The sequence below is a fragment of the Novosphingobium sp. genome, assembly GCF_032093395.1.
Lineage (GTDB): Bacteria > Pseudomonadota > Alphaproteobacteria > Sphingomonadales > Sphingomonadaceae > Novosphingobium.
Window position 1 is genome coordinate 23,163 of sequence record NZ_DAMDBA010000032.1, and the last position, 22,076, is coordinate 45,238.

Annotated in this window: 19 protein-coding genes; 10 read left to right on the forward strand and 9 right to left on the reverse strand. The window is 64.6% G+C overall.

The window, feature by feature from the left end; all coding sequences use genetic code 11:
• The 5 genes from glpD to ubiM form a co-directional block, all read left to right on the forward strand.
• The coding region (gene glpD / locus RT424_RS12495) for a glycerol-3-phosphate dehydrogenase (RefSeq protein WP_313438464.1) at window positions 1-848 on the forward strand (848 nt) is incomplete at its 5' end.
• 61 nt (window positions 849-909) lie between these two features.
• Entirely contained in the window at window positions 910-1,719 is an 810-nt protein-coding gene (locus tag RT424_RS12500) for a DeoR/GlpR family DNA-binding transcription regulator (protein WP_313438467.1), read from the forward strand.
• Window positions 1,720-1,961: 242 nt separating this feature from the next.
• Window positions 1,962-2,639 (forward strand): hypothetical protein, encoded by a 678-nt coding sequence (locus RT424_RS12505; RefSeq protein WP_313438529.1) that lies wholly within the window; start codon window positions 1,962-1,964, stop codon window positions 2,637-2,639.
• 217 nt (window positions 2,640-2,856) lie between these two features.
• Complete coding sequence (locus RT424_RS12510) at window positions 2,857-4,386, forward strand: MDR family MFS transporter (RefSeq protein WP_313438470.1); 1,530 nt, start codon at window positions 2,857-2,859, stop codon at window positions 4,384-4,386.
• Window positions 4,387-4,465: 79 nt separating this feature from the next.
• A complete protein-coding gene (ubiM, locus tag RT424_RS12515; protein WP_313438473.1) occupies window positions 4,466-5,626 on the forward strand; it encodes a 5-demethoxyubiquinol-8 5-hydroxylase UbiM in 1,161 nt (386 codons plus the stop codon).
• A 6-nt stretch (window positions 5,627-5,632) separates the two neighbouring features.
• Here ubiM and RT424_RS12520 read toward each other — a convergent pair whose 3' ends face one another.
• Window positions 5,633-6,259 carry a biliverdin-producing heme oxygenase gene (locus RT424_RS12520; RefSeq protein WP_313438476.1) on the reverse strand — a complete coding sequence of 209 codons (627 nt, stop codon included), beginning with the start codon at window positions 6,257-6,259 and terminating at the stop codon, window positions 5,633-5,635.
• Window positions 6,260-6,356: 97 nt separating this feature from the next.
• Window positions 6,357-8,591 (reverse strand): TonB-dependent hemoglobin/transferrin/lactoferrin family receptor, encoded by a 2,235-nt coding sequence (locus RT424_RS12525; protein WP_313438479.1) that lies wholly within the window; start codon window positions 8,589-8,591, stop codon window positions 6,357-6,359.
• Between the two features lie 290 nt (window positions 8,592-8,881).
• On the opposite strand from RT424_RS12525, the gene RT424_RS12530 reads away from it, so the two are divergent.
• Window positions 8,882-10,336 carry a CHAD domain-containing protein gene (locus tag RT424_RS12530; RefSeq protein WP_313438482.1) on the forward strand — a complete coding sequence of 485 codons (1,455 nt, stop codon included), beginning with the start codon at window positions 8,882-8,884 and terminating at the stop codon, window positions 10,334-10,336.
• Window positions 10,337-10,364: 28 nt separating this feature from the next.
• Here RT424_RS12530 and RT424_RS12535 read toward each other — a convergent pair whose 3' ends face one another.
• On the reverse strand, window positions 10,365-11,147 hold the full coding sequence (locus RT424_RS12535) for a helix-turn-helix transcriptional regulator (protein WP_313438485.1): 783 nt from the start codon (window positions 11,145-11,147) through the stop codon (window positions 10,365-10,367).
• A gap of 158 nt (window positions 11,148-11,305) precedes the next feature.
• On the opposite strand from RT424_RS12535, the gene RT424_RS12540 reads away from it, so the two are divergent.
• Together RT424_RS12540 and RT424_RS12545 are read left to right on the forward strand one after the other, a co-directional pair.
• Window positions 11,306-13,456, forward strand: coding sequence for a marine proteobacterial sortase target protein (locus RT424_RS12540; RefSeq protein ID WP_313438488.1), 2,151 nt, complete (start codon window positions 11,306-11,308; stop codon window positions 13,454-13,456).
• A complete protein-coding gene (locus tag RT424_RS12545) occupies window positions 13,453-14,067 on the forward strand; it encodes a class GN sortase (protein WP_313438490.1) in 615 nt (204 codons plus the stop codon). The genes RT424_RS12540 and RT424_RS12545 overlap by 4 nt, the downstream gene beginning before the upstream one ends.
• A 46-nt stretch (window positions 14,068-14,113) precedes the next feature.
• Here RT424_RS12545 and RT424_RS12550 read toward each other — a convergent pair whose 3' ends face one another.
• From RT424_RS12550 to RT424_RS12575, 6 genes are all read right to left on the reverse strand, one after another.
• A complete protein-coding gene (locus tag RT424_RS12550) occupies window positions 14,114-16,303 on the reverse strand; it encodes a TonB-dependent receptor domain-containing protein (RefSeq protein WP_313438493.1) in 2,190 nt (729 codons plus the stop codon).
• A 298-nt stretch (window positions 16,304-16,601) separates the two neighbouring features.
• Complete coding sequence (gene ssb / locus RT424_RS12555; RefSeq protein ID WP_313438495.1) at window positions 16,602-17,198, reverse strand: single-stranded DNA-binding protein; 597 nt, start codon at window positions 17,196-17,198, stop codon at window positions 16,602-16,604.
• Between the two features lie 105 nt (window positions 17,199-17,303).
• Window positions 17,304-19,148 (reverse strand): ferrous iron transporter B, encoded by a 1,845-nt coding sequence (locus RT424_RS12560; protein WP_313438498.1) that lies wholly within the window; start codon window positions 19,146-19,148, stop codon window positions 17,304-17,306.
• Complete coding sequence (locus RT424_RS12565) at window positions 19,145-19,384, reverse strand: FeoA family protein (protein ID WP_313438500.1); 240 nt, start codon at window positions 19,382-19,384, stop codon at window positions 19,145-19,147. Before RT424_RS12565 ends, RT424_RS12560 begins: the two co-directional genes overlap by 4 nt.
• A gap of 140 nt (window positions 19,385-19,524) precedes the next feature.
• Complete coding sequence (locus tag RT424_RS12570) at window positions 19,525-20,178, reverse strand: COQ9 family protein (protein WP_409521489.1); 654 nt, start codon at window positions 20,176-20,178, stop codon at window positions 19,525-19,527.
• 8 nt (window positions 20,179-20,186) lie between these two features.
• Complete coding sequence (locus RT424_RS12575) at window positions 20,187-20,789, reverse strand: ankyrin repeat domain-containing protein (protein ID WP_313438506.1); 603 nt, start codon at window positions 20,787-20,789, stop codon at window positions 20,187-20,189.
• Between the two features lie 143 nt (window positions 20,790-20,932).
• Between RT424_RS12575 and RT424_RS12580 the strand changes: the two genes are divergently transcribed.
• Both RT424_RS12580 and RT424_RS12585 read left to right on the forward strand, forming a co-directional pair.
• On the forward strand, window positions 20,933-21,547 hold the full coding sequence (locus tag RT424_RS12580) for an SCO family protein (protein WP_313438509.1): 615 nt from the start codon (window positions 20,933-20,935) through the stop codon (window positions 21,545-21,547).
• Window positions 21,544-22,074 (forward strand): YcgN family cysteine cluster protein, encoded by a 531-nt coding sequence (locus tag RT424_RS12585; RefSeq protein ID WP_313438531.1) that lies wholly within the window; start codon window positions 21,544-21,546, stop codon window positions 22,072-22,074. Before RT424_RS12580 ends, RT424_RS12585 begins: the two co-directional genes overlap by 4 nt.
• Window positions 22,075-22,076 lie beyond the last annotated feature (2 nt).

Sequence of the window (22,076 nt, forward strand, 5' to 3'; positions counted from 1 at the left end):
TGCTGCGCCAGATCGGACGCGCCAGGGACGACCGCGGCGTGCGGCTCGTCAAAGGCAGCCACATCGTCGTCCCGCGGCTCTATCCCGGCGATCACGCCTTCATGTTGCAGAACCCAGATCGCCGGATCGTCTTCGCCATCCCCTACGAGCGCGAATTCACCCTGATCGGCACCACCGACGAGCCCTGGAACGAGGCGCCGGGCAAAGCCACGATCAGTACCGGCGAGATCGACTACTTGTGCGAGACCGCCAATCGCTACTTCGAGCGTCAGGTGAGCCCGGCCGACATCGTCTGGAGCTATGCCGGCATTCGTCCGCTCTATGACGATCATGCGGCCAACGCTTCGGCGGTTACGCGCGACTACGTGCTCGATTTCGAACAGGGCGACGATCGGCAGGCGCCGATGCTGTCGATATTCGGAGGCAAGATCACCACCTTTCGCAAGCTGGCGGAGCACGCCATGGAACACATCGCACAGCTGTTTCCGCAAGTGACCATGCCCTGGACGGCAGGCGCGGTGCTGCCGGGCGGCGACATTGCGGATGGCGACTTCGAAAGGTTCGTCGTGGAACTGGTCGCCGGTTATCCGCAGATGCCGGCCGAACTCCTGCGCCGTCTCTCCCGCGCCTATGGTACTCGCGCCATCGACATCCTGGGCGAAGCGCACACCACGGCAGACCTCGGTCGAGACTTCGGCGGCGGCCTCCATGCCCGCGAGATCGAGTATCTCGTGGACGCGGAATGGGCCCGCACTGGGGAGGATATCCTGTTCCGGCGCAGCAAGCTGGGACTTCACGTCCCACCCGATACGGCCGAGGCCATCGATGCCTGGCTTTCTCGCAATTGATAAGCACGGCATCGCGGGCCAAAAGGCCCAACCGACGGCACTACGGGGACGGGACGCGAATATGATCGACGCAACGGCAGAGACCAACGGCGATATCGTGGCCCGGCGCCGCGCCCATATATTGGAGATCGCACGCGGTGCCGGCAGCGTCAGCGTGGATGACCTTGCCGAGCGGCTCGGCGTTACGCCGCAAACGATCCGCAAGGATCTGAACGTGCTTGCCGGGCAGTCGCTGCTCTCGCGTGTGCATGGCGGCGCGCTCGTCACTTCGGGGGTGGACAACCTGGCCTACGACGAGCGCCGCGATGTTGCTTCGGCCGCCAAGGCCCGGATCGGCGCCGCCGCCGCCGCGCTGATCCCGGACGGCGCCTCGCTCTTCGTCAACATCGGCACGACGACGGAAGCCGTAGCCGCAAACTTCGCGCATCACCGCAATCTGATGGTGATCTCCAACAACCTGAACGTCATCGACACCCTTTCGAACCACCCGGCGCTGGAGCTTGTCAGCGTCGGCGGGAAAGTGCGGACAGGTGACCGAGCGGTCGTCGGCGCCCTTGCGATGCGCTTCATCGAGAACTTCCGCGTGGACTATGCCCTGATCGGCATTTCCGCGTTGGACAGCGATGGCAGCCTGCTGGATTTCGCCATAGACGAAGTCGAAGTTTCGCAAACGATCATCCGCAACGCGCGCAAGGTGATCCTCGTTGCCGATTCCTCCAAAGTCGGGCGCTCGGCCCCTGTCAGGGTCTGCGGGATGGAAGCGATCGACTTCCTCGTCTGCGACCGGATCGACGATCCCGCATTGCGCGGCGCCTGTGAGCGCAACGGGGTCAAGCTCATAGAAACGCAACCGTCCAGCGCCTTGCCCTAGGGTGTGTGGGGGTTCAGTTCAGGTGGAGCCGAGAATGGTGGGCTTTTGCGAACCGGAGCGCAGCGTACTTCATGTACGTGAGCACCGGAAGCGCGAAAGGCCGCCGTTCGCAGGCCCGCCTGGGCTGAATCCCCACTCACCCTAGGCTGAGAACGGGAAACATATCTCCACTGGTCTTGCCCGGCGCCATCGGCCATGCTGCCGTCCCGAAGGCCCTGTCAGGAGAGCATGTGTTCCGTTCCATGATGTTTGCCGCGAGCGCAATGGTCGTCGTTGCCGCTGCCCCTGTCGCCTTGGCCGATACGCCCCGCGAACTCCTGACCACCGCTGCTTTCCAGACCTCGGACAAGAAAAAGGCGCTGTCGCTCATAAACCAGGCGATAGCCGAATCCGACCGGATACTGACCGCCCAACCCGGCGATCGAGAGGCTACGCTTCAGCGTGGTATTGCAATGGGTTATCGCGGAAAGCTCACACGCAACCGCACCGATGCAAAGGCCTCGCTAGGGGTGTTCCAGCGTCTTGCCTCCCAAAATCCGCGCGATGCCGAGGCGCAGATGGTCCTCGCCGGTTGGCATCTCGATGCGATCGACCAATTGGGCGGCTTGGTGGCGCGCACCGTGATCGGCGCTAGGGCCGACGCCGGCGAAGCCGCGCTGACCAAGGCCGTCGCGCTGGGCGGAAACCGGGCGTTCTATGCCGGGCTGGCAGCGATGATGCGCATCCGCAAGGACCAGGGCCAGGTCGCACAGGCCCGACGACTAGCCGAAACCGCCGCCACCGCTCCTGCTCCGACGCCTCTCGACGCGCAGATGAAACGCGCCGCGCTGACAATATTGCCGGCTTTGCGCGCAAATGACGGAAAGACAGCCGCTCGGCTTTCACGAAAGCTCCTGCCGTTTGGGAAGATCGATGACTAACATCATGTTATGACGTAATTTATAGAATAACGCTCGCTCATTCCGTGAAACCATACCCGGCGCGGAAGAGCGGGTTACATTTTCCGGCCGGCGGCCTATATGACCCTCATCGGCACGCCCGCGTGACAGATGGACGGCCAGTTCGGCGGAGAGGATTTTTCAGTCCGCTAGTTCGAAAGTTGCCCATGTCACTCCCCCCTCGAAGCTCGCAGGCCCCATGCTGAGGCCGCGCCGTCGCGGCGTTGCCTCGGTCAATGCGGAAGTTCGCGACGGCATCGTGCCCGCCGCCGGCGCACTCGCGAAAACGCGCGACGAAGGCCCGGAGGCTTCGGGAGCGAATTATCGGCTGGTGGCGTTGATCATCGCCTCGGCCCTCTTCATGGAGTTCGTGGATTCCACGGTGCTCGCCACCGCATTGCCGACCATGGCGCGCGATTTCGGCGTCCGCCCACAGGAAATGAGCGTCGCCTTGACCTCTTATCTCCTGGCGCTGGCCGTGTTCATTCCGGCCTCCGGCACGATTGCCGACCGTTACGGTTCGCGCACGGTGTTCAGGGCGGCAATTCTCCTTTTCGTGCTGGGAAGTCTTGCCTGCGGTCAGTCGCGAACGCTGGAGATGATGGTCGTTTCCCGCTTCGTCCAGGGCGTGGGGGGAGCGATGATGATCCCGGTCGGCCGATTGGTGCTGCTGCGATCGGTGGCCAAGCAGGACATGGTCAACGCCATGTCCTGGCTGCTGGTGCCGGCCCTCATCGGCCCGATCATCGGCCCGCCATTGGGCGGCCTCATCGTCACTTATCTCGACTGGCGCTGGATCTTTTACATCAACCTGCCGATGGGCGTGCTGGGCTTCTATCTGGTGGGGCGTTTCATCGCCAACATCCGCGAGGACGAGCCCGCCCGGTTCGACACGCCCGGCTTCGTGCTGAGCGGCCTGTCGCTGGGTTGCCTGTTGTTCGGCTTCGAGATGGTCAGCCGCCCCAACGAAGGCGCCCTCGCCGCGGTTCTGATCGGCGTGGGGCTGGTCACGGGAACGCTCTACGTGCTTCACGCCCGCAAGCGCGATAACGCCATTCTCGATCTATCCCTTTTGCATGACGACACCTTCCGGCTTTCGGTCATCGCCGGGTCGATCACCCGCATTACCCAGGGGGCGCAGCCATTCCTCCTGCCGTTGATGATGCAGGTGGGCTTCGGTTTCTCGGCGGCCCGCAGCGGGACCATAACCGTGGCCACTGCGATCGGATCGCTCGCCATGAAGAGCTTCGCGCCGCGCGTGCTGCGCCGGTTCGGATTCCGGAAGGCCCTGGTGTGGAACGGCGTCATCGCCACTTTCGGATATGCCGTCTGCGGCCTGTTCGGTCCCGGCTGGCCGGTCTGGGCGATGTTCTGCGTACTGGGGCTCTCCGGCTTCTTCATGTCGTTCCAGTTCACCGCCTACAACACCATCGCCTACGACGGCATCGACAAGAAGCAGATGAGCCGCGCGACCGCGTTCTACTCCACCTTCCAGCAGCTGATGCTGTCCCTGGGCATCTGCGTGGGTGCCCTCGGCCTCCATCTCGCCATGACGGCAAATGGACGCGAGGCGCCTGCCCTCATGGACTTCTCGGTGGCCTTCTGGGTGGTTACCGCGATTTCATTGACCGCCACCTTCTGGAACTTGCGCTTCGCCCCCGATGCCGGCGCGGAGATTTCCGGCCATGCCGCAGGCAAGCCGTCGGCCCCCCGGCGCGAGGCTGCCTGACCCTGGATTGACCTGAATCATGTCGCCGATGAGAGCAGGCGTGCATGATCGGCCCGGCAGCAAGATGGAAAGAGCGACGATGACGCATGACGTTGTAGTGGTGGGAGCAGGCCCGGCAGGCCTTGCCTTCGCCGCCGCCCTGGCGGGCACGGACCTGCGCGTAGCCGTGGTGGAACGGCAGCCGTTGGACGCTCTCGCCCGCCCCTTGCCGGACGGGCGGGAAATCGCGTTGACGCAGCGCTCTGTTCGCGAATTGCGCGAACTTGGCGCCTGGCATCGCATCGACGCGCAAGGCATCGCGCCCTTGCGGGAAGCGCGTGTCCTGAATGGAAAATCCGCCTTCGCGCTTTCCTTCGGGGCGGGCCATGCGGAGCGGCTGGGCCATCTGGTCTCGAACCACCTCATCCGCCAGGCCCTGTTCGAAGTGGTGGACGGCCTTGCCGGGGTCGATATCCTCGGCGGCCGCGCCGTCCATTCCATCGAGCGCGGCCCGCACCGGGCGGTCGTCCGCCTGGATGACGGCGAAGCGCTGCAGGCACGGCTCGTGGTCGGTGCAGACTCTCGCTTCTCGTTCGTCCGTCAGCAACTGGGCATCGGCGCCGAAGTGAACCGGCTCGGCCGGGCGATGCTGGTCTGCCGGGTAGCGCATGATCGCGATCATGACGGCATCGCCACCGAATGGTTCGACCATGGCCAGACGATCGCCATGCTGCCGCTGAACGACCGCCAATCCTCTGCCGTCCTCACGCTGTCGTTAGCCGAGATAGACCGGCTCGCTGCCCTCGATCACGAGGCGCTGGGGGCGGAGCTGACCCGTCGCTATCAAGGACGCCTGGGCCGGATGAATGTGATCGGGCAGCCCCATGTCTATCCGCTGGCAACGACTTATGCGCGCCATTTCGCGGCATCTCGCGCGGCGCTGATCGGCGATGCGGCGGTAGGTATGCACCCGGTGACGGCACATGGCTTCAATCTGGGACTGACCAGCGCCTGCACTCTGGCCGGTCTCATCCGCGAGGCGGCGGCAAGGGACCGAGACATCGGCGCGTCGTCGCTGCTCCGCCGGTACGAAGCAGCGCATCGCCTCGCCAGCCGGCCGATCTACACCGCGACCAACGCCATCGTCGGTCTTTATACCGCCGAGCACCCGGCAGCGCACCTCGCACGGCACGCCGCCCTGCGTACCGCCAGCCTTCCGTTCATTTCGAAGAGCGTCAGCCGGCTGCTGATGCAACCCTGAAGCCGCTCAGCCGTATTGCTGCTCGACCAGCGCATGAACGCGCCTGAAGGCGGCATTGGCGCCATCGACCACCCGCGCTTCCTCGGCCGCGTCCAGCGTGACGCCGTCGAGCGCACCCGTGAACGAGCGCCAGTGCTGCGCGCGGCCGTCGGGATGCCCGGCGAGATGGCGGGCGCCGTGGTTTTCGTCGAGACCGAGCGCCTTCGCGATCTTGAACAGAAACGCCGCACCCAGATTCGAGCCCTCAGCGACATAGAGCCATCCCAGCGCCGTCGCCAGATCAACTGCGTCATCCACTGCATCCGCCACGAACCGGGGATCTTCGTCCGGCTGCGGCAGGTCCAGCGCAAGATCCTTCATGTCCTGTCCGATCTGCCCGAAGCGGCGACGATCGGCGAGATCGGGCAGGAGCGCCGACAACGCCGCATTATCGTAAAGCGCGTCGATATCGCGGTGGAACTGGTGCTGCACGGCCAGAAAGCGGCCGTAGTTCGCAACGGAAGCGAACGGTTGCCCGGCCATGATCCGCTTGTCCAGCCGATCGTGCGTCTCCGTGGTGGCAGCCTTGAGGCGCTTGGCGCGGCTCGTTTCGGAGTGGGCGGTTTCAGCATGGTTCTGAAGTGCCGTATCCATGGATTATCCTTCTTCCATTGTTCGCGGGGGGACTGTGTGAGGCCTGCCCCGCCTCACACGCCCCCCAAAAAGCCGCAGGTCAAAATGCTCCCGCAGATCAGAACGCCAGTATCATCGACGCCTTGTAGGTCCGCCCCGGCTGGCTGTAGTAGCTCTGCGAGGCCGTGGCGCTGTCCGAAATGTCCAGCGCGTTGTAATAGGTCTTGTCGAGGATGTTGTATACGCCGCCCTGAAGACGCAGGCCTTCGAACAGGCCGGGCTTCACCCAGGCCGTGAAATCGACGATCCCGTAACCCGGCGTCTTGTTGGTCGAGGAAGCGGGATTTTCGACCTTGTTTCGCTTCGCGGCAACCGTGGCGGACAGGTCGGCGCCGAAGCGGGACTGGCTGTAGCCGAAACCGGCGATGCCGCGCAGGGGCGGGATCGAGTTGAGGTGGATATCCTGCTCGGTGTCCTTGCCGTTGGCGTAGGCGATCGATCCCCAGACGCGCCAGTTATCGGTCAGCGCCCACTGCGCGCTGGCTTCGACGCCATAGATACGAACGCGGTTGCGGTTGGCGTAGGTGGTTATGCCGAAGGGATAGGAGCCAGTGACGCCCGCTTCGGCGGCTGTCGTACTGACGTTGTCGATGAAGTTGCGGTAGTAGTTGTCGTAGAAGCTCACCTTGGCGCCGCGCTTGGCGTCACCGAACTTCAGTCCGACCTCGTAACCCTTGCTCGTCTCCGGCTTGAGGTCGGGATTGCCGATATTGAGATAGGTACCGGGCCCGCCATAGGTGAGATAGAGTTCGGTGGCCGAAGGCGCGCGGAAGGCCTGCGCATATTGGCCATAGGCGGTCAGGCCGGGAACGATATCGTACTCTGCCAGGATTTTCGGCGAAAACTGGGAATCGCTCGACCGCCTGTGCAACCCTTCGTCAGTCGGATTGGCCGTGTAGCCCGGCGTATCCTGCGGGCGACGGCGATACCAGTCGAAGCGCAGACCCGGCGTCAGGTGCAAGGCGCCGAAGCTCATCCGGTCCTGTATGAACAGGCCCAGGTCCAGGCTCTTCACGTCGGGCATGTCGGACTGGTTCACATGCAGGAACGAGCAGGATGCGATCGCCGGCGTGCAATTATCCACGCCGGCGGCGTATTGCTGGGTCTTGGTGGCGAAGAACTCTCCGCCAAGGCTGATCTCGTGCTCCACCGCTCCTGTGGCGGCTCGCCCTATGATGGAGCCGTTCGCGCCCCAGGATTCGTTCTGAAGGTCGCTGTCGCGATCGAACTGCCCGGCGGGCCGCGTAATGCGCATGGCCTGCGTGTAAGTGCGCAGGTTCAGCCGCTGCCAGTAGCCGACGAGATGGGCCTCCTGCACGAACCCGTCGTCTTCCGCCTGATAGTCGTAAGTGCCGGCAATACGCTTGCGCTTGTTCTGCTCCAGCGTGGAGTAAGTCCGGTAGGTAGCGTTGACGCTGGTCAGCGTGTCTTCGTCATAGCTGCGCTTGAATTTCTCGCCAGTAAGGCCGATCCGGTGTCCTCCGCCGAGGTATTGGTGGACCTTCAGCAGCAGGTTGCCCTGATCGTAGGAGGCGGGATTTCGCGCGGTTCGGCTCGTACCCGTGCCGTAGACCGTCCCCTGGTTCTCCACCTCATGGCCGTTCTGGTAACCGCCCTGGATCAGGACGAGCGTATCTCCCGTGCGAAACGCCGCCGCCTGGTTGAGGTAGACGCTGTCGCTGGTGCTATCGTAAGTGACCTTTCCGAGCGCGCCCTGCTTCTTGCCCCCGGTCAGCAGATCCTCGGGATCGAGCGTTCGCACCGCGAACACGCCGCCTAGCGCACCCTGGCCGAAATAACTGGAATCGCTGCTCTTCACTACGTCGATAGCACTGAGCGAGTTGAAATCGAAGGCAGCCACACCGCCCTGCACGCCGCGTGCGCCATCGTTCATCCACGGCAGGCGGATGCCGTCCACGGTCGTCAGCACGCGGTTGGCGTCGAGGCCGCGAATGTTGATGCTCTGGTTGCTGCTGCTGAAGTTTACCCCGGCATCCACGCGACGCGCATATTCGGCGATATTGTCGACCATGCGCTCCCGCAGGGTGTCCGCCGTCGTGCTGGTGGTGAGCACGGCGGGCTTTCCGGCCGCATTGCGATCGACGCCCTCCCGCTGATCGCCGATAGCCGTGTCCTCGACACGCACCGAGCCGAGCTTGCCGGCATCTTCGGGTCCGGCAGTGGTATCCTGCGCGGCATGGGCCTGGATCGCGGCACAGAACATCGCGACGGCACCGAGGGCAGACGTCTGTTTCAGCGCGCAAAGCAAGGAGCGCCGTGGGGAGAAGATCATTGAGGTTCCGTCCTACTGCTAATGATTCGCAGGAGCGTTATGTGCACAAGGTAGCTATCTGATTTCAATGGCCCCGATGAATTTTTTCGTGGAACTCAATCGACCGGAATCGTTCGCGCACGAATGAGGTGAAGGAGCGCGCTTCGATGGCCCGAAAAGGCCGGCCTTTGTAGCATTCCGGTAATCCCGAACCGGCAAGGCGAACGTTCGGGGTTCTGGTGCATTTATCTTATTGAGACCACGGATCGGCAACGCCTACCCGTCTTGTCGAACAGAATGGAGATCACGTCATGACGGCCGTCCCGAACGAGGAAGCCGAACTGAAGCTGGAACTCGCGACGGACAGTGCAGATCGTCTTGAAAAATCCGGACTGCTCAAAGGCGATCCCATCGTGGTGCCGCAACACGCCATCTACTTCGACACGCCGGATCATGACCTGGCCAGCGAAGGCCTTTCGCTTCGCATTCGGCGCGAAGGCGAGAAGCGGGTGCAGACCGTCAAGGCGGACGGTTCCGCTGCCGGGATGTTCATCCGACCGGAATGGGAGCGCTCCGTCACCACCGACGAACCGGTCATCGATCATGCCACGCCCATTCCCGCCCTGCTGGGCAAGAAAACGGCAGCGATCGCGCCGATGTTCACCGTCGAGAACGAGAGGCACCTCTGGCTTCAGGACGGCATCGAGATCGCGCTGGACCGGGGCCGCATTCTGGCCGCAGAACGCGAAATGCCGATTTGCGAAGTCGAGCTGGAACTGAAGCGCGGCCATGCCGCCGCGCTCTTCGCACTGGCGCGGCGGATAGACGAAATCGTGCCGGTGCGCATCGGCGTATCGAGCAAGGCGGAACGCGGCTATCGCCTGCTCGGCCCCGCACCCTCCGCCTTCAAGGCCGAACGCGTGAAACTGGGCAAGGACCAGACCGCCGCAAGCGCCTTCCAGACGGTTGCAACGGCGTGCCTGCGCCATTTCCGGCTCAACGAACCGCTGGTTCTGGACCATCGCGATGAAGCGGCGCTGCACCAGTTGCGCGTCGCCATCCGCCGCCTGCGTTCCGCACTGACCTTGTTCAAGCCCCTCTTCGACGAGAAAGCGCGCCGCCGGTTCAACGACGAACTGCGCTGGTTGGCCACCGAATTGGGCAAGGCGCGGGATCTCGACGTACTTGCCGGGCAAGTGGAATCCGGCCCCCTGCTCGACCGTATCCTCTCGGCGCGGGACGACGCTTATGACGGCGCGATCGCGGCGCTGGATTCGCTCCATGCGCGCAGGCTGATGCTCAACCTTGCCGAGTGGATCGCCGTAGGTGCGTGGCTTTCGAATGCGGAAACGCAGGACATCCGCGAAACGCCGGCCCGCGAGTTCGCCACCGGGGTGCTCGAGCGGTTCCGCCGCAAGGTGAAGAAGGGTGGCCGGAGAATGGAAAAACTCGACGACCATGCCCGCCATGAAGTTCGAAAGACGGCCAAGAAGATGCGTTACGCAACGGACTTCTTCGCGGGCCTGTTCCCCGACAAGCGCGAGAGGCGGCGCCGCAAGCGCTTCATCTCCGCGCTTGAGGAGTTGCAGGACGGTCTGGGTGCCCTCAACGATCTGGTGGGCGCGCCTGAACTTCTGGCGAAGCTAGGCCTCGAAGGCTCACCGCAGGCAGCGGGGATCGTCGCCGGGGATCGCAAGGCCGGTCTTCTGGAATCGGCTGCCGAAGCCTACGATGCGTTCGTCGATGCCAAGCGCTTCTGGCGCTGACCGGCAACCAAGCGGCAAAAGTCCAGGATCATGACGGCAGGTGCAGCCGCGCGAAGTCGCCCCCGGTCGCACGGCCCAACATCTCGCTGTAGATGCTGAAATGCCCCATGTCGGCAGTGACGAGCCCTAGTTCGACACTCTCGCCATCGACCAGCTTGCGCAAGGCGATCGGCGCCGCGGCAGGAACGAGTTGCGACCCGCTGCCCACTTCCAAAGTGGTCAGGATACCGAACATCTGCCCTTCGATCGTCGGGCGTGAAAGAATGGCCAGGCGGTACTGTCCCTGCTCGTTGGTGACGAGATATATGTGGCCTGAGAGATTGGGCATGGAAACATGCCCCGCCTGTTCGAACCGGGAATCCGAGCGGCCGGATTCCGCAAATCCCAGACATCCCTTTTCCGGCATCCAGCAAACGGTGGTGAGATAGGCGAACAGCCCGCCCGGCGTGCCGAAGCTGGGCCGCAGAGTGAGGTAGCGGCCTTCCAGCCATGTCACCGCCGAGCGCGCATAGGCGCCCATGGTGTCGGGCGCCACGTCGGGCACGATGGGTCCGGCCATCGCTGGGGCCGCCTGGCCCTCGGCCCCTGGACGCAAGCTGACGCCCAGGGCGTCTTCGATCCGCAGCAATGTCGCCAGCGTGAAGGAACGCTTGCCCGCCAAAGCCTTTTCCAGCGTAGACAAGCTGATACGCGCCATGTCTGCCAAGGCCTGTCGGGATATGCGACGGCGCGCGATCTCCTCGCGCACCAGGCGGGCGAGTTCGGCCGAATCGGCAGCGGCATCGACAGGGTCGGTAGCGGTCGTAGTCATACTGCGCACCTTTCCGCACAATTGCGCACATCACGTCAATACCCGCATCGCTTTGCGCAATCCCGCACAGGCGTTGCCGGAACCGGCCGAAACTGCTCGTGGCTGTGCGGTAAGCCCGGCGCATAAGGAAAGGGCTCCAAGCCAGATGGAGCTTCGCCATGCCGCAATCTTCCGCAAACCGCCGCGCCTTTCGTCACGCACTGATCCCCGCCGCCATGCTCGTCCTTGCAGCCCCGGTGGCGATCGCCATCCAATCGACCGCCGCCGTGGCCGAGGGAACCGCTCAGGGATCATCCTCGGAACAGGAATTGGCCACCGGCACGCTGCTGCTGCGCGGTCAAGGGGTCGCACACAGCCTCCCCGCCGTGCGCCTGGGCACCGACATGGACGTGACCGTTACCGGCCAGATCGCCCGCGTGCGGGTTACGCAGGCCTTTCGCAACACCTCGGATCGCTGGATGGAAGCGAGCTATCTCTATCCCCTGCCACAGGACGGCGCGGTGGATTCGCTGAAAATGGTCGTGGGGCAGCGGGTCATCGTCGGCCGCATCCAGCCCCGCGAAAAGGCCCGCGCGGCTTACGAAGCCGCCCGGAGCAGCGGCCGCAAAGCAGGGCTTGTGGAGCAGCAGCGCCCGAACATGTTCAGCACTTCGGTCGCCAACGTCGGCCCCGGCGAGACGGTGCTGATCTCGATCGAGTATCAAGCCCCGGTCGCCCAGGCGAACGGCACCTTCTCGCTACGCCTGCCGCTGGTGGTCGGGCCGCGCTACACGCCGCCGCATACGCTGACCTCCTCCGCTGCGGCGGACGACGCCAGGGCTGTCACCGCCGCGCCGGTCCTCGATCCCGCTCTGGGTCCGAACCAGAACCCCACGTCGATCTCCGTCCACCTATCCCCGGGGTTCGACGTCGCCAACCTGATCAGCCGCTATCACAAGATCGACGTCGCGGGTCCGAACGATAACCGCACCGTCCGCCTTGCCGAGGCCACCGTGCCTGCGGATCGCGACTTCGTGCTCGAATGGCGCTCCGCTTCGGCAGACCCCACGCTCGGCCTGTTCGCCCAGAAGACCGCTTCGGGAGACTATGTCATGGCCTCCATAGCCCCGCCCGCCAATCTAGACGGCCTGCCCCGCCCGCCGCGCGAGATGGTATTCGTGATCGACAACAGCGGATCGATGGGCGGCGCCTCGATGGAGGAAGCCAAGGCCAGCCTCGTCCATGCGCTCGGCACCCTGCGCCCGCAGGATCACTTCAACGTCATCCGCTTCGACGATACGATGACCCGCCTGTTCGAGCACAGCGTCGCCGCCACGCCCGATCAGGTGGCCCTGGCCACCCGCTTCGCGCAATCGCTGGAAGCGCAGGGCGGCACCGAGATGCTTCCCGCTCTCCAGGCAGCGCTGGAAGATGCCGGAACCGGCGGCGGCAACGATCCGGATATCCTGCGCCAGATCGTGTTCCTCACCGACGGCGCCATTTCCAACGAGCGCGAGATGATGGCGGCGATCGGCGCCGACGGCGGCCGCAGCCATGTCTTCATGGTCGGCATCGGCTCCGCGCCGAACGACTTCCTGATGGAACGGATGTCGACGATCGGTGGCGGTGTCTACACCCATGTCGGCGCGCCCGGCGAGGTTGCGGCAAAGATGATGCCCTTGCTGGACGTGCTCAGCCATCCCGCCGTCCGCGACCTTTCCGTGCGGGTCGAGGGCGGCGCGCTGGACCTCACTCCCTCGCGCCTACCGGACGTCTATGCCGGTAGGCCGCTGGTGCTGGTCGGCCGCGCCGACAAGCTGACGGGAACCCTGACCGTCAGCGGCAGGATCGGCGATCGGCCGTGGGAGCGTCGGGTCGATCTTGCCGCCGCCCTGCCCAGCCCCGCCATCGAAAAGCTTTGGGCGCGCCGCCGCATCACCGATGTCGAAGCCGATCGCGCACTGGGCAAGCTGGAGGACCCACGCGCCGATGCCGAAGTCGAACGGATCGGCATGGAGAGCGGCATCGTCACCAGCCGCACCAGTCTCGTCGCAGTCGACGAGACGCCATCTCGCCCGGCCGGAGCGCGCCTGAGCCGCGAGGAATTGCCGATCAACCTTCCCGCAGGCTGGGATTTCGACCTTCTGTTCGGACAAGATGCCGTCCAGGCCGCGCCGAAGGACGGATCGGGAGACCTGGCCGCCATGCAGGCTCAGGCGCTGGAATTGCCGCAGACGGCCACCGGCTTCCTGGGCCTGATCGGCAAGGGGCTTGCCCTGATGCTGGCAGGCCTGACCGGCCTTGCGCTGCTGCGCCGGAGGGCGGCATGAACCGGGTGGTGGTGCCGGCACGCATCGGGAGGGTCGCGCCGATACGCGGGCTGCTCATGCTGATGCTGCTGGCCCTGTGCCTCGCCGGGCTGGTGGAGGTCATGCGCGGGCTCTACATCCCGGCGAAGGCGGCCGTGGCGCAAGTCCTGCTCGACCGGGCCTTCGAACGGAGCCGCATCGATCATGCTCCTCGCAAGCCCTGGCCATGGGCGGACATGACGCCGGTCGCCCGCTTGGTGGTGCCGACGCTTGATCTCTCGCGCACGGTGCTCGACGGCGGTTCGGGCCAGGCCCTGGCTTTCGGGCCGACGCTCCTGCCCGGCGGCGGCACGCTGGGACGTTCGGGAACCGCCGTGATAGCCGCCCACCGCGACACGCATTTCCGCTTCCTGAAGGACTTGAGGAAAGGCGATCTCGTTTTCGTCCAGACCCGCGAAGGCACGGAACGGCACTACCGGGTGACCGGCGCGGAAGTGGTGCGATGGGATGGATATGCGGTAGCGGATGTCGATGCAGGGGAGCGGCTCGATCTGGTGACCTGCTTCCCGTTCGACGCGATCCGGCGCGGTCCGTGGCGCTATGTCGTCCACGCCGAAGCCGTTGCGCCATAGGGACCAAAGGCGCCCGGCCTTGAGCCGGGCGCCCCTGGGACATCGATCAGAAGTGGAACTTCACCTCACCGCCGATGATGCGCGGCTCGTTGACCATGCTGGTCAGGTTGTTGAAGTCGATGGCACCGACGATGCGGATCTGGTTGGTGATGTTGCGCGCGAAAGCGGCCACTTCCACGCCCATGGCATTGTCGCGCCAGCCCGCCCGCAGGCCGCCTTCGAGCGAGGCCTTGCCGGTGAACTCCACCGAATCGTAGAGGAACAGGTTCACCGCGCTGCGATAGGCCCAGTCGGTATAGGCGAAGACTTCCTGGTTCGCGCTGATCGGCACGGTGTAGCTGGCCGTCCAGTTGGCGATCCAGCGCGGTGCCTGCGGCAGGCGATTGCCGTCGATCGAGACGAACGGAGTGCCCGCCACGATGGGGTCGAGAACGGTGCAGCCGCCCGAGCAGGGCGCGACCACCAGGTTCTGGTCCTTTAGCTTGGTGAAGTTGTAGCTGCCGCCCGCCGTCAGCACGAGGCCCTCGACCGGCGTGAGCGTCACTTCGCTCTCCACGCCCCAGCCAATCGCCTTGCGGGCATTGATCAGCGTGGTGGTGTTGGAAGCGCCGCCCACGGCGGTCAGCTGGATATTGCGGGTGTTCATGTAGAACACGTCGGCCGAATAGCTGACGAGGCCGTGCTCTTCGCCCTTGAAACCGACTTCGAACGAAGTGGTCGTCTGCGGCTTGGCTTCGGTGGCGACACCGGCGACGACATCGTTCTTCAGCGAAGCACCGAGATAGCCCGATGCGGCGCGGGCATAGAGCGAGTGATCGTCGTCAAGCTTGTAAGTCGCGCTGGCGTCCCACGATACCTTCGAACCCTTGGCACGACCGTCCGACAGCAGGGCGCCGTCGACATCGTTGAGGACGCTGTACTTGCGGTCATGCGACCAGCGCAGGCCGCCGCGCAGGATCAACTGATCGATCGGGGTATATTCGACGGAGCCGAACACCGCGTAAGTCTCGTTGTCGAGATGCGCGGTGTTGCCGTCAGTGCGGACGTTGGTCTCGTTCCAGCTCACCGCTTCGGTGTTGAGGTTCTGGTTGAAGTAATAGGCACCGGCCTGGAAGCTGACATCGCCGAACTTCTCCGAAGCGAAGCGCAGTTCCTGCGTGAATTCGCGCGGGCGGGCCTTGCTGCCGGTCTCGACCGAGAACGGCACGGCGGCGGGATAGCTGCCGTCCGTGTCGCCGCGCGAGAAGACGTTGACCTTCTCCCAACCCGTCACCGAGAACAGGGTGCCGATGCCGTCGAAGTCGTAGCTGGCCTGGACATTGGCGCCCCAACCGTCGAGGCGCTGCGGGTTCGAACCGTTCTGCGCGGTGTGCTCGACGTCGAAGCCATCGACGAAGTCGTTGGTGCCCGGCTTGATCGAGTTGCCACGGAAGACGCGCGCCGAACCGCGCAAGTGGCGCGCGTGAACATTGGCGAGAATGTTGAGCGGCCCGTTGTCGTATTCCAGCAGCGCACGACCGGCGAGATCGTCGTAGCCGTCGAAACGGCGCTCGTTGATCGTCTGCGCGTAATCGTTTTTCACCCAGTCGTCGCGGTGCTGGAGGTTACCTGCCACGCGGAAACGCAGGGTGTCGGTAATCGGCCCGCTGAGCGCCAGCTCGCTGTTGATCGTGTTATAGGTGCCCCACGAAACGCTGCCGTGGCCGGTATAGTGATCGGTCGGCCGGGCGGAAGTCAGCTTGATGACGCCTGCCGGGGTATTGCGGCCGAACAGGGTGCCCTGAGGGCCCTTGAGCACTTCGATGTTTTCAAGGTCGAACGCGGGAAAAGCTTTCAGAAACGGGCTTTCCAGCGCGATGTTGTCATAGACCACCGAGACGGGCTGTGCCGCGTCGGACGAGAAGTCGGTGTTGCCGAGACCGCGGATATAGAAGCGCGGGAAAGTGCGGCCGAAGGACGATTCCGCCAACAGACTGGGCACGCGGCCGGACAGGAAACGGATGTCCTGGCCGCTGGAATTGATCGCGGCGAGCTTGTCTCCGCTCAGCGACGAAACCGCGATCGGCACGTCAACGGCGCGTTCCTCGCGCCGGGTCGCCGTGACGACGATATCGGTGCTGGGGGTGGCATCGGCAGCCGGGACAGCGGTGCTCTGAGCATGCGCGGCATATGGCGTGGCACAGGCGATCGCGAACAGCGAGGCGGCGGCGCAGTGACGGAATCGGCGCTGATGCATGATTTTATGAAACCCTGATTACCCTGACCTTGTTGGCGCGGGCGCTTAAGGACTCCAGCACGCTCTCGCAAACGCAATGTTTCTGTTGCTGCGTTGCAAAAATCAGATAGCCGCCGACCTGTGGTGGATCGGCCACAATGCCGAAATCGGCCGATCTCCTAGCTTTGCGCTATGCTGCAACGCCTATCTTCTTGAGATCGATCCCTTTGTTTACCGAACCCGGGCGCCTCATCCATATGCAAGAAGGGGCGCTCTTGCGAAGCGCCCCTTCTGGTTCACGGGTTCTTACCTGACAGGCTCAGAACGGGATATCGTCATCGAGATCGTCGCCGAAGCCGCCGCCGCTGCTGCTACCGCCGGTACGGCCCCAGTCGCTGCCGCCGGCAGCGCCGCCCGAGGCCGCGCCACCGGTGCGTCCCCAATCGTCTCCGCCGCTGCGAGCACCGCCACCCGATCGACCGCCGCCGAAGTCGCCGCCGCCAGAGGAACCGCCCTCATTCCAGCCGCCAGCACCACCGCCGGAGCCGCCACGGCCCCCGCCCTGCGCGCCGTCCAGCATCGTCAGCACGCCGCCGACGCCGCCTACCGAAACTTCGGTGGTGTAGCGGTCGTTACCGTTCTGGTCCTGCCACTTGCGGGTGCGGAGCTGGCCTTCGATGTAAATCTTCGAACCCTTGCGCAGGAAGCGTTCGACGACGCCGACCAGGCCTTCCGACTGGATCACCACGGAGTGCCATTCGGTGCGTTCCTTGCGCTCGCCCGTCGCACGGTCTTTCCAGTTTTCGGAGGTCGCAATGCGCAAGTTGGCGATGCGCCCACCGTTCTGGAACGACTTCACTTCGGGATCGGCTCCGAGGTTGCCGATCAGGATGACCTTGTTGACGCTGCCTGCCATGAGGGAATCGCTTTCTTCTGAATCTCGGCGGTTGGGGTAGCGAATGGCGGCCGCCGGCGCGAGTCCGCCGACGGCCGTTTTTCACAGAGCGGTGCAGACTTGGGACTACAGCCCGGCGCTTATCGCTATCCAATAAGTCACGCCCGCCGCCACGTAGGCCATGGCGAAGAGGTAGACCAACATGAACACCGGCCATTTCCAGCCGTTGGTTTCGCGCCGGGTCACGGCAATCGTCGACATGCACTGTGGCGCGAAGACGAACCAGGCAAGAAACGCCAGCGCCATCGGCAGGGTCCACCGGCCCTTGAGGCGCTCGCCCAGTTCCATCGCCTGGGCATCCTCGTCGTCGCCCGCATCGACGGCATATGTCGTCGCCAGCGAGGAAACCGCCACTTCGCGCGCGGCCATGGCGGGGATCAGTGCCAGCGCCATGTCACGGTTGAAACCGATCGGCTCCACGACCACGGCCAGGCCGTTCGCCAGCTTGCCCGCGATCGAGGCATCGACCTGGCTTTCCCCGGGTCGTGCTTGCGGGAAGTTCAGCAGCACCCAAAGGACGACCGTGACAGTGAAGATGATCGTACCGGCGCGGCGCAGAAAGATCCAGGCGCGCTGCCACAGGCCGATCGCCATGTCCTTCAGCCGGGGCATCTGGTACTTCGGCATCTCCATGATGAAGCCCGAAGCCGCGCCCTTGGTCACGGAACTGCGCAGCAGCAGCGCCACGACCATGGCCCCGACGATACCGGCGACATAGAGGCCGAACAGCACCACGCCCTGGAGTCCGATACCCCAGCCGAGGTTGGTGTTCGGTATGAAGGCGCCGATGATCACCGCATAGACCGGCAATCGCGCCGAACAGGTCATCAGCGGGGCGATCAGGATCGTCGTCAGGCGGTCCTTGGGGTCGGTGATCGAGCGGGTCGCCATGATGCCGGGAATGGCGCAGGCGAAGCTGGACAGCAGCGGGATGAAGCTGCGCCCCGAGAGCCCGACATAGGCCATCAATCGATCCATCAGGAACGCCGCGCGGGCCATGTAGCCGGAGGCTTCCATCGCCAGGATGAAGGCGAAGAGGATCACGATCTGCGGCAGGAAGACCACCACCGAGCCGACGCCGGAGATCACGCCGTCGGTCAGAAGGTCGCGCACCAGACCCGGCGGCATTGCGGCCTTGACCGTATCGTGCAGCCAGCCCGCGCCCGCATCGAGCCCGTCCATCAGCGGCGCGGCCCAGGCGAAGACCGCCTGGAACACGACGAAGAGGAACGCGAAAAGGATGATCGGCCCCAGCCAGGGGTTGAGCAGAATCTGGTCTAGCCGCGCGTGGAGGCGATGCTGCTTCGACTCCGACAGAATCGCGGCATTGGCCATGGCATGGGCGGCGACGCGGCGTTCGGTCTGGCCAAGGTCGGTGAGGCCGGGACCGGCATGGCGGCTTTCGGCCGATGCGATCGCCTCGCCCAGTTCGGCCAGGCCGCGGCGACGCACCGCGACGGTGGGCACCACCTTCACGCCGAGTTCCTCTTCCAGCACGGCGGCGTCCAGCACCAGTCCGTCCCGCTCGGCAAGGTCCACCATGTTGAGCGCCACCACCGAGGGCTTGCCCAGCGCCAGCAGTTCCTGCGCGAAGACCAGGTGCTGTTCGAGGTTGGAAGCGTCCAGCACGATGACGAGAACGTCCGGCTCCGCCTCTCCGGCGAACTTGCCGGCGATGACCTTCGACGTCACTTCCTCGTCGGGACTGGTCGCATCCAGGCCATAGGCGCCGGGAAGGTCGGTCATCTCCACCGGCTCGCCGGTGGGAAGGACCATGCGGCCGGACTTGCGCTCCACGGTGACGCCGGGATAATTGGCGATCTTCTGCCGCGCGCCGGTCAGCGCGTTGAACAGCGCGCTCTTGCCCGCATTCGGGTTGCCGACAAGGGCGATCTTGCGTTGGCGGCTCATAGCGGCGAAACCTCCATGGCCATGGCATGGGCGCGGCGCACCGCGATCGTCATGCGGCCGATAGCGATCGCAATGGGATCCCGCCCGCCTGCGACACCCCGATGCGCAATCGAAACGGTCGCGCCTTCCTCAAGACCGAGTGCGCGAAGGCGACGGGCTTCTTCGGGTACGAGTGCCGTCCAGTCCACCGCGACGATTCGAGCGCGCTGGTCGATAGGGAGAAGATCGAGAGTCATGTCGCTCCGCTGCCAGATCGGCGGATCGATTGCAACTTGTTCGCAATAACTAACAAAACATCTGCAAAAAGGCCGCTGAAAAGACGGCGCGGCTCTCGCATGCTTGAGCCGGACGTCCCTGTCCTTGCCGACCGCTCGGGCTACCGCGCCGGATAACGCAGCCGCCCCAGCAGCCGAACGAGGCTGATCCGTTCCTCCGGCGCACGCAGGAACTGCGCCTTGGTCTTTTCGAACCGAATGATGCCTTCGATCCGTCGATCGAGGAAAGCGCGGGTTTCAGCCTTGTCCTCGCTCTTGTCGGACACTAAGACCCGCAATGTCGCGGCGTAGATGCTGCCCAGGATCGTGCGCTTGGTATAGTGGTTGTAATCGGTGGCCGTATCGCCGGCGAGCCGCCACATGGCGTCGGCGCTGCGCCAGCCAAGGCGCAACGAAGCGCGCAGGTTCTGCGGCATCGCCATGATGGTGAGCGCCCGGTTCAACGCTTCCTCGCGGCCCGCCACCGCATCCAGCCGCGCCATGACGAGGCGACGGATGCGTTCGCGGATCGACACGCCCTTGAGCGACGAAGCCGGAGTGGTGCGTTCCATTTCCTGATCGACATGGCTCACCCAGGCCGAGATCATCGCCATCTGACCATCCCGGAAGGCAAATTCCGCGAGATCCTTGTCGATACCGGCCATTTCCGCGGCCTGTCGCACCGCATCCGTCGTCCAGCCGTCGAAAACGGCCGCATCGGCGATGGCGGGTGCGAGTTGGCGGCGCAGCGCCTCCAGGGTTTCTGCCTCTTGCATCATGGCGCTCAGAACGTCGGGCCGTAAACGGCCTTGCCCTTGCCCGAATTTTTCTTGGCATAGTCGTCGAGCAGGCTGGCGAGCGTGCTGCCGCGTGCTTCCTGCGCGGCATAGTCGCGTGCGCTGCGGCCTGAATTGTCCGACCTGCTGGGATCCGCGCCCGCTTCCAGCAACGCCTTGACCATGTCGGTATCCTTGCGGTGAACCGCAAAGATCAGCGGCGTTTCGCCCGCATCGTTGGAGGTGCTCGGATTCGCCTTATGGTCGAGCAGCAGCGAAACGCCATCCCGCCAGCCGAGGCTGACCGCGACGGAAAGTGGCGTACGTCCGCGATCGTCGGCGGCATTGACGTTGGCGCCCTTGCCGATGAGATAGCTCAGCCAGGTAAGGTCGCGGCGATTGGTGACGATCAGCAGCGCCGTCTCGCCCGTGGTCACATCCTTGGCATTGACGATCTGACCATTGTCCATGAGCGCCTGCTCGACCTTCTCACCTTCCTTCTTCTTGACCGATTCCAGGAACTTGTAGCCATCGGAGAAATCGGCATGAGCCGGGGAAGCGAACATCAGGCCCGCCGCAAGCGCGGCCAGGGCCATCCTGACAGGGCCCATTTTCAGGATTCCGCGCGAGCTTGGCGAAACGTTCCCGGACATGGTCTTCGACACCTTCATTACCTCCAGACAGACAGGATGCCCGTGACGACCGGCCCTTCCCTTCCGGCATCGCACCCTTGCACCGGAGGCTCTAGCAGAGCATGAAGCGCGGCGCCATGACATACCTGTTCCGCCGTATCGCCCTTGTCGCCTTCGCCCTTTCGCTGAGCGGAACGCTTGCTGCCTGTCAGCAGAACGCGGCCGAAGCGCCGCCGCTGGAAGGCGCGCAGATCGGCGGCCCCTTCACCCTGAGCGACAAGGATGGCAAGGCCGTCACCTGGGATAGCTTCAAGGGCAAGTGGCGGATCGTCTACTTCGGCTACACCTTCTGCCCGGACGCCTGCCCGATGGACGTGCAGGCCATGATGCGCGGCTTCGCGCAGTTCGAGAAGGCGGAACCGGCGCGGGCGGCCAAGGTGCAGCCGATCTTCATCACGATCGACCCCGAGCGGGACGATCGCGAAATCGTAGGCCAATGGACCGCGGCGTTCGGCCCCCGGCTCTACGGCCTCACCGGCACCCCCGCGCAGGTCAAGCAGGCGGCGGCAGCCTTCGCGGTCTACTACAAGAAGGGTGAGCCGACACCGGGCGGCTACCTCATGGACCACAGCCGCATCGCCTATCTCATGGACCCGGACGGCAAGCCGATCGCCATGCTGCCGGTGGACAAAGGCCCGCAGGCGGTAGCCGCCGAACTGGCGAAGTGGGTGAAGTGAACGCGCGCGCCTCTTCTGGCCCGTCTTCCGGTCGGCCTGCCGGCGAAAAGCCTTTCTGGGAGCGTCCGATCGAGACGCTCGACCGGGGGGAATGGGAAGCGCTCTGCGACGGGTGCGGGCAATGCTGCCTGCACAAGGTGGAGGACGCCGATACCGGCGAGATCTACCACACCAACGTCGCCTGCAAGCTGCTCAACCTCAAGACCGCGCAATGCAGCGATTATCCGCGCCGCCACAAGTTCGTGCCGGACTGCATGAAGCTCACTCCGAAGTCGGCAGGGAACCTTTCGTGGCTGCCGCCAAGCTGCGCCTACCGCCTGCGCGCCGACGGCGAACCGCTGCCGGAATGGCATTACCTGGTCTGCGGCGATCGCGAGGCCGTGCACAAGGCGGGCATCTCGGTGGCGGGAAAGGTCATCAGCGAAACGGTGGCGGGACCGCTGGAGAACCACATCGTCTGGCCCTATGGCGAAGACGACGAGGACTGTCTCGAACCCGAAGGCCCCGCCCCCTGGGAGACCGAATAGCC

Coding starts and splice junctions, on each gene's coding strand:
- RT424_RS12500 (WP_313438467.1), top strand. CDS start 910: ATGATCGACGCAACGGCAGAGACCAACGGCGATATCGTGGCCCGGCGC.
- RT424_RS12505 (WP_313438529.1), top strand. CDS start 1,962: ATGATGTTTGCCGCGAGCGCAATGGTCGTCGTTGCCGCTGCCCCTGTC.
- RT424_RS12510 (WP_313438470.1), top strand. CDS start 2,857: ATGCTGAGGCCGCGCCGTCGCGGCGTTGCCTCGGTCAATGCGGAAGTT.
- ubiM (WP_313438473.1), top strand. CDS start 4,466: ATGACGCATGACGTTGTAGTGGTGGGAGCAGGCCCGGCAGGCCTTGCC.
- RT424_RS12520 (WP_313438476.1), bottom strand. CDS start 6,259: ATGGATACGGCACTTCAGAACCATGCTGAAACCGCCCACTCCGAAACG.
- RT424_RS12525 (WP_313438479.1), bottom strand. CDS start 8,591: ATGATCTTCTCCCCACGGCGCTCCTTGCTTTGCGCGCTGAAACAGACG.
- RT424_RS12530 (WP_313438482.1), top strand. CDS start 8,882: ATGACGGCCGTCCCGAACGAGGAAGCCGAACTGAAGCTGGAACTCGCG.
- RT424_RS12535 (WP_313438485.1), bottom strand. CDS start 11,147: ATGACTACGACCGCTACCGACCCTGTCGATGCCGCTGCCGATTCGGCC.
- RT424_RS12540 (WP_313438488.1), top strand. CDS start 11,306: ATGCCGCAATCTTCCGCAAACCGCCGCGCCTTTCGTCACGCACTGATC.
- RT424_RS12545 (WP_313438490.1), top strand. CDS start 13,453: ATGAACCGGGTGGTGGTGCCGGCACGCATCGGGAGGGTCGCGCCGATA.
- RT424_RS12550 (WP_313438493.1), bottom strand. CDS start 16,303: ATGCATCAGCGCCGATTCCGTCACTGCGCCGCCGCCTCGCTGTTCGCG.
- ssb (WP_313438495.1), bottom strand. CDS start 17,198: ATGGCAGGCAGCGTCAACAAGGTCATCCTGATCGGCAACCTCGGAGCC.
- RT424_RS12560 (WP_313438498.1), bottom strand. CDS start 19,148: ATGAGCCGCCAACGCAAGATCGCCCTTGTCGGCAACCCGAATGCGGGC.
- RT424_RS12565 (WP_313438500.1), bottom strand. CDS start 19,384: ATGACTCTCGATCTTCTCCCTATCGACCAGCGCGCTCGAATCGTCGCG.
- RT424_RS12570 (WP_409521489.1), bottom strand. CDS start 20,178: ATGCAAGAGGCAGAAACCCTGGAGGCGCTGCGCCGCCAACTCGCACCC.
- RT424_RS12575 (WP_313438506.1), bottom strand. CDS start 20,789: ATGGGCCCTGTCAGGATGGCCCTGGCCGCGCTTGCGGCGGGCCTGATG.
- RT424_RS12580 (WP_313438509.1), top strand. CDS start 20,933: ATGAAGCGCGGCGCCATGACATACCTGTTCCGCCGTATCGCCCTTGTC.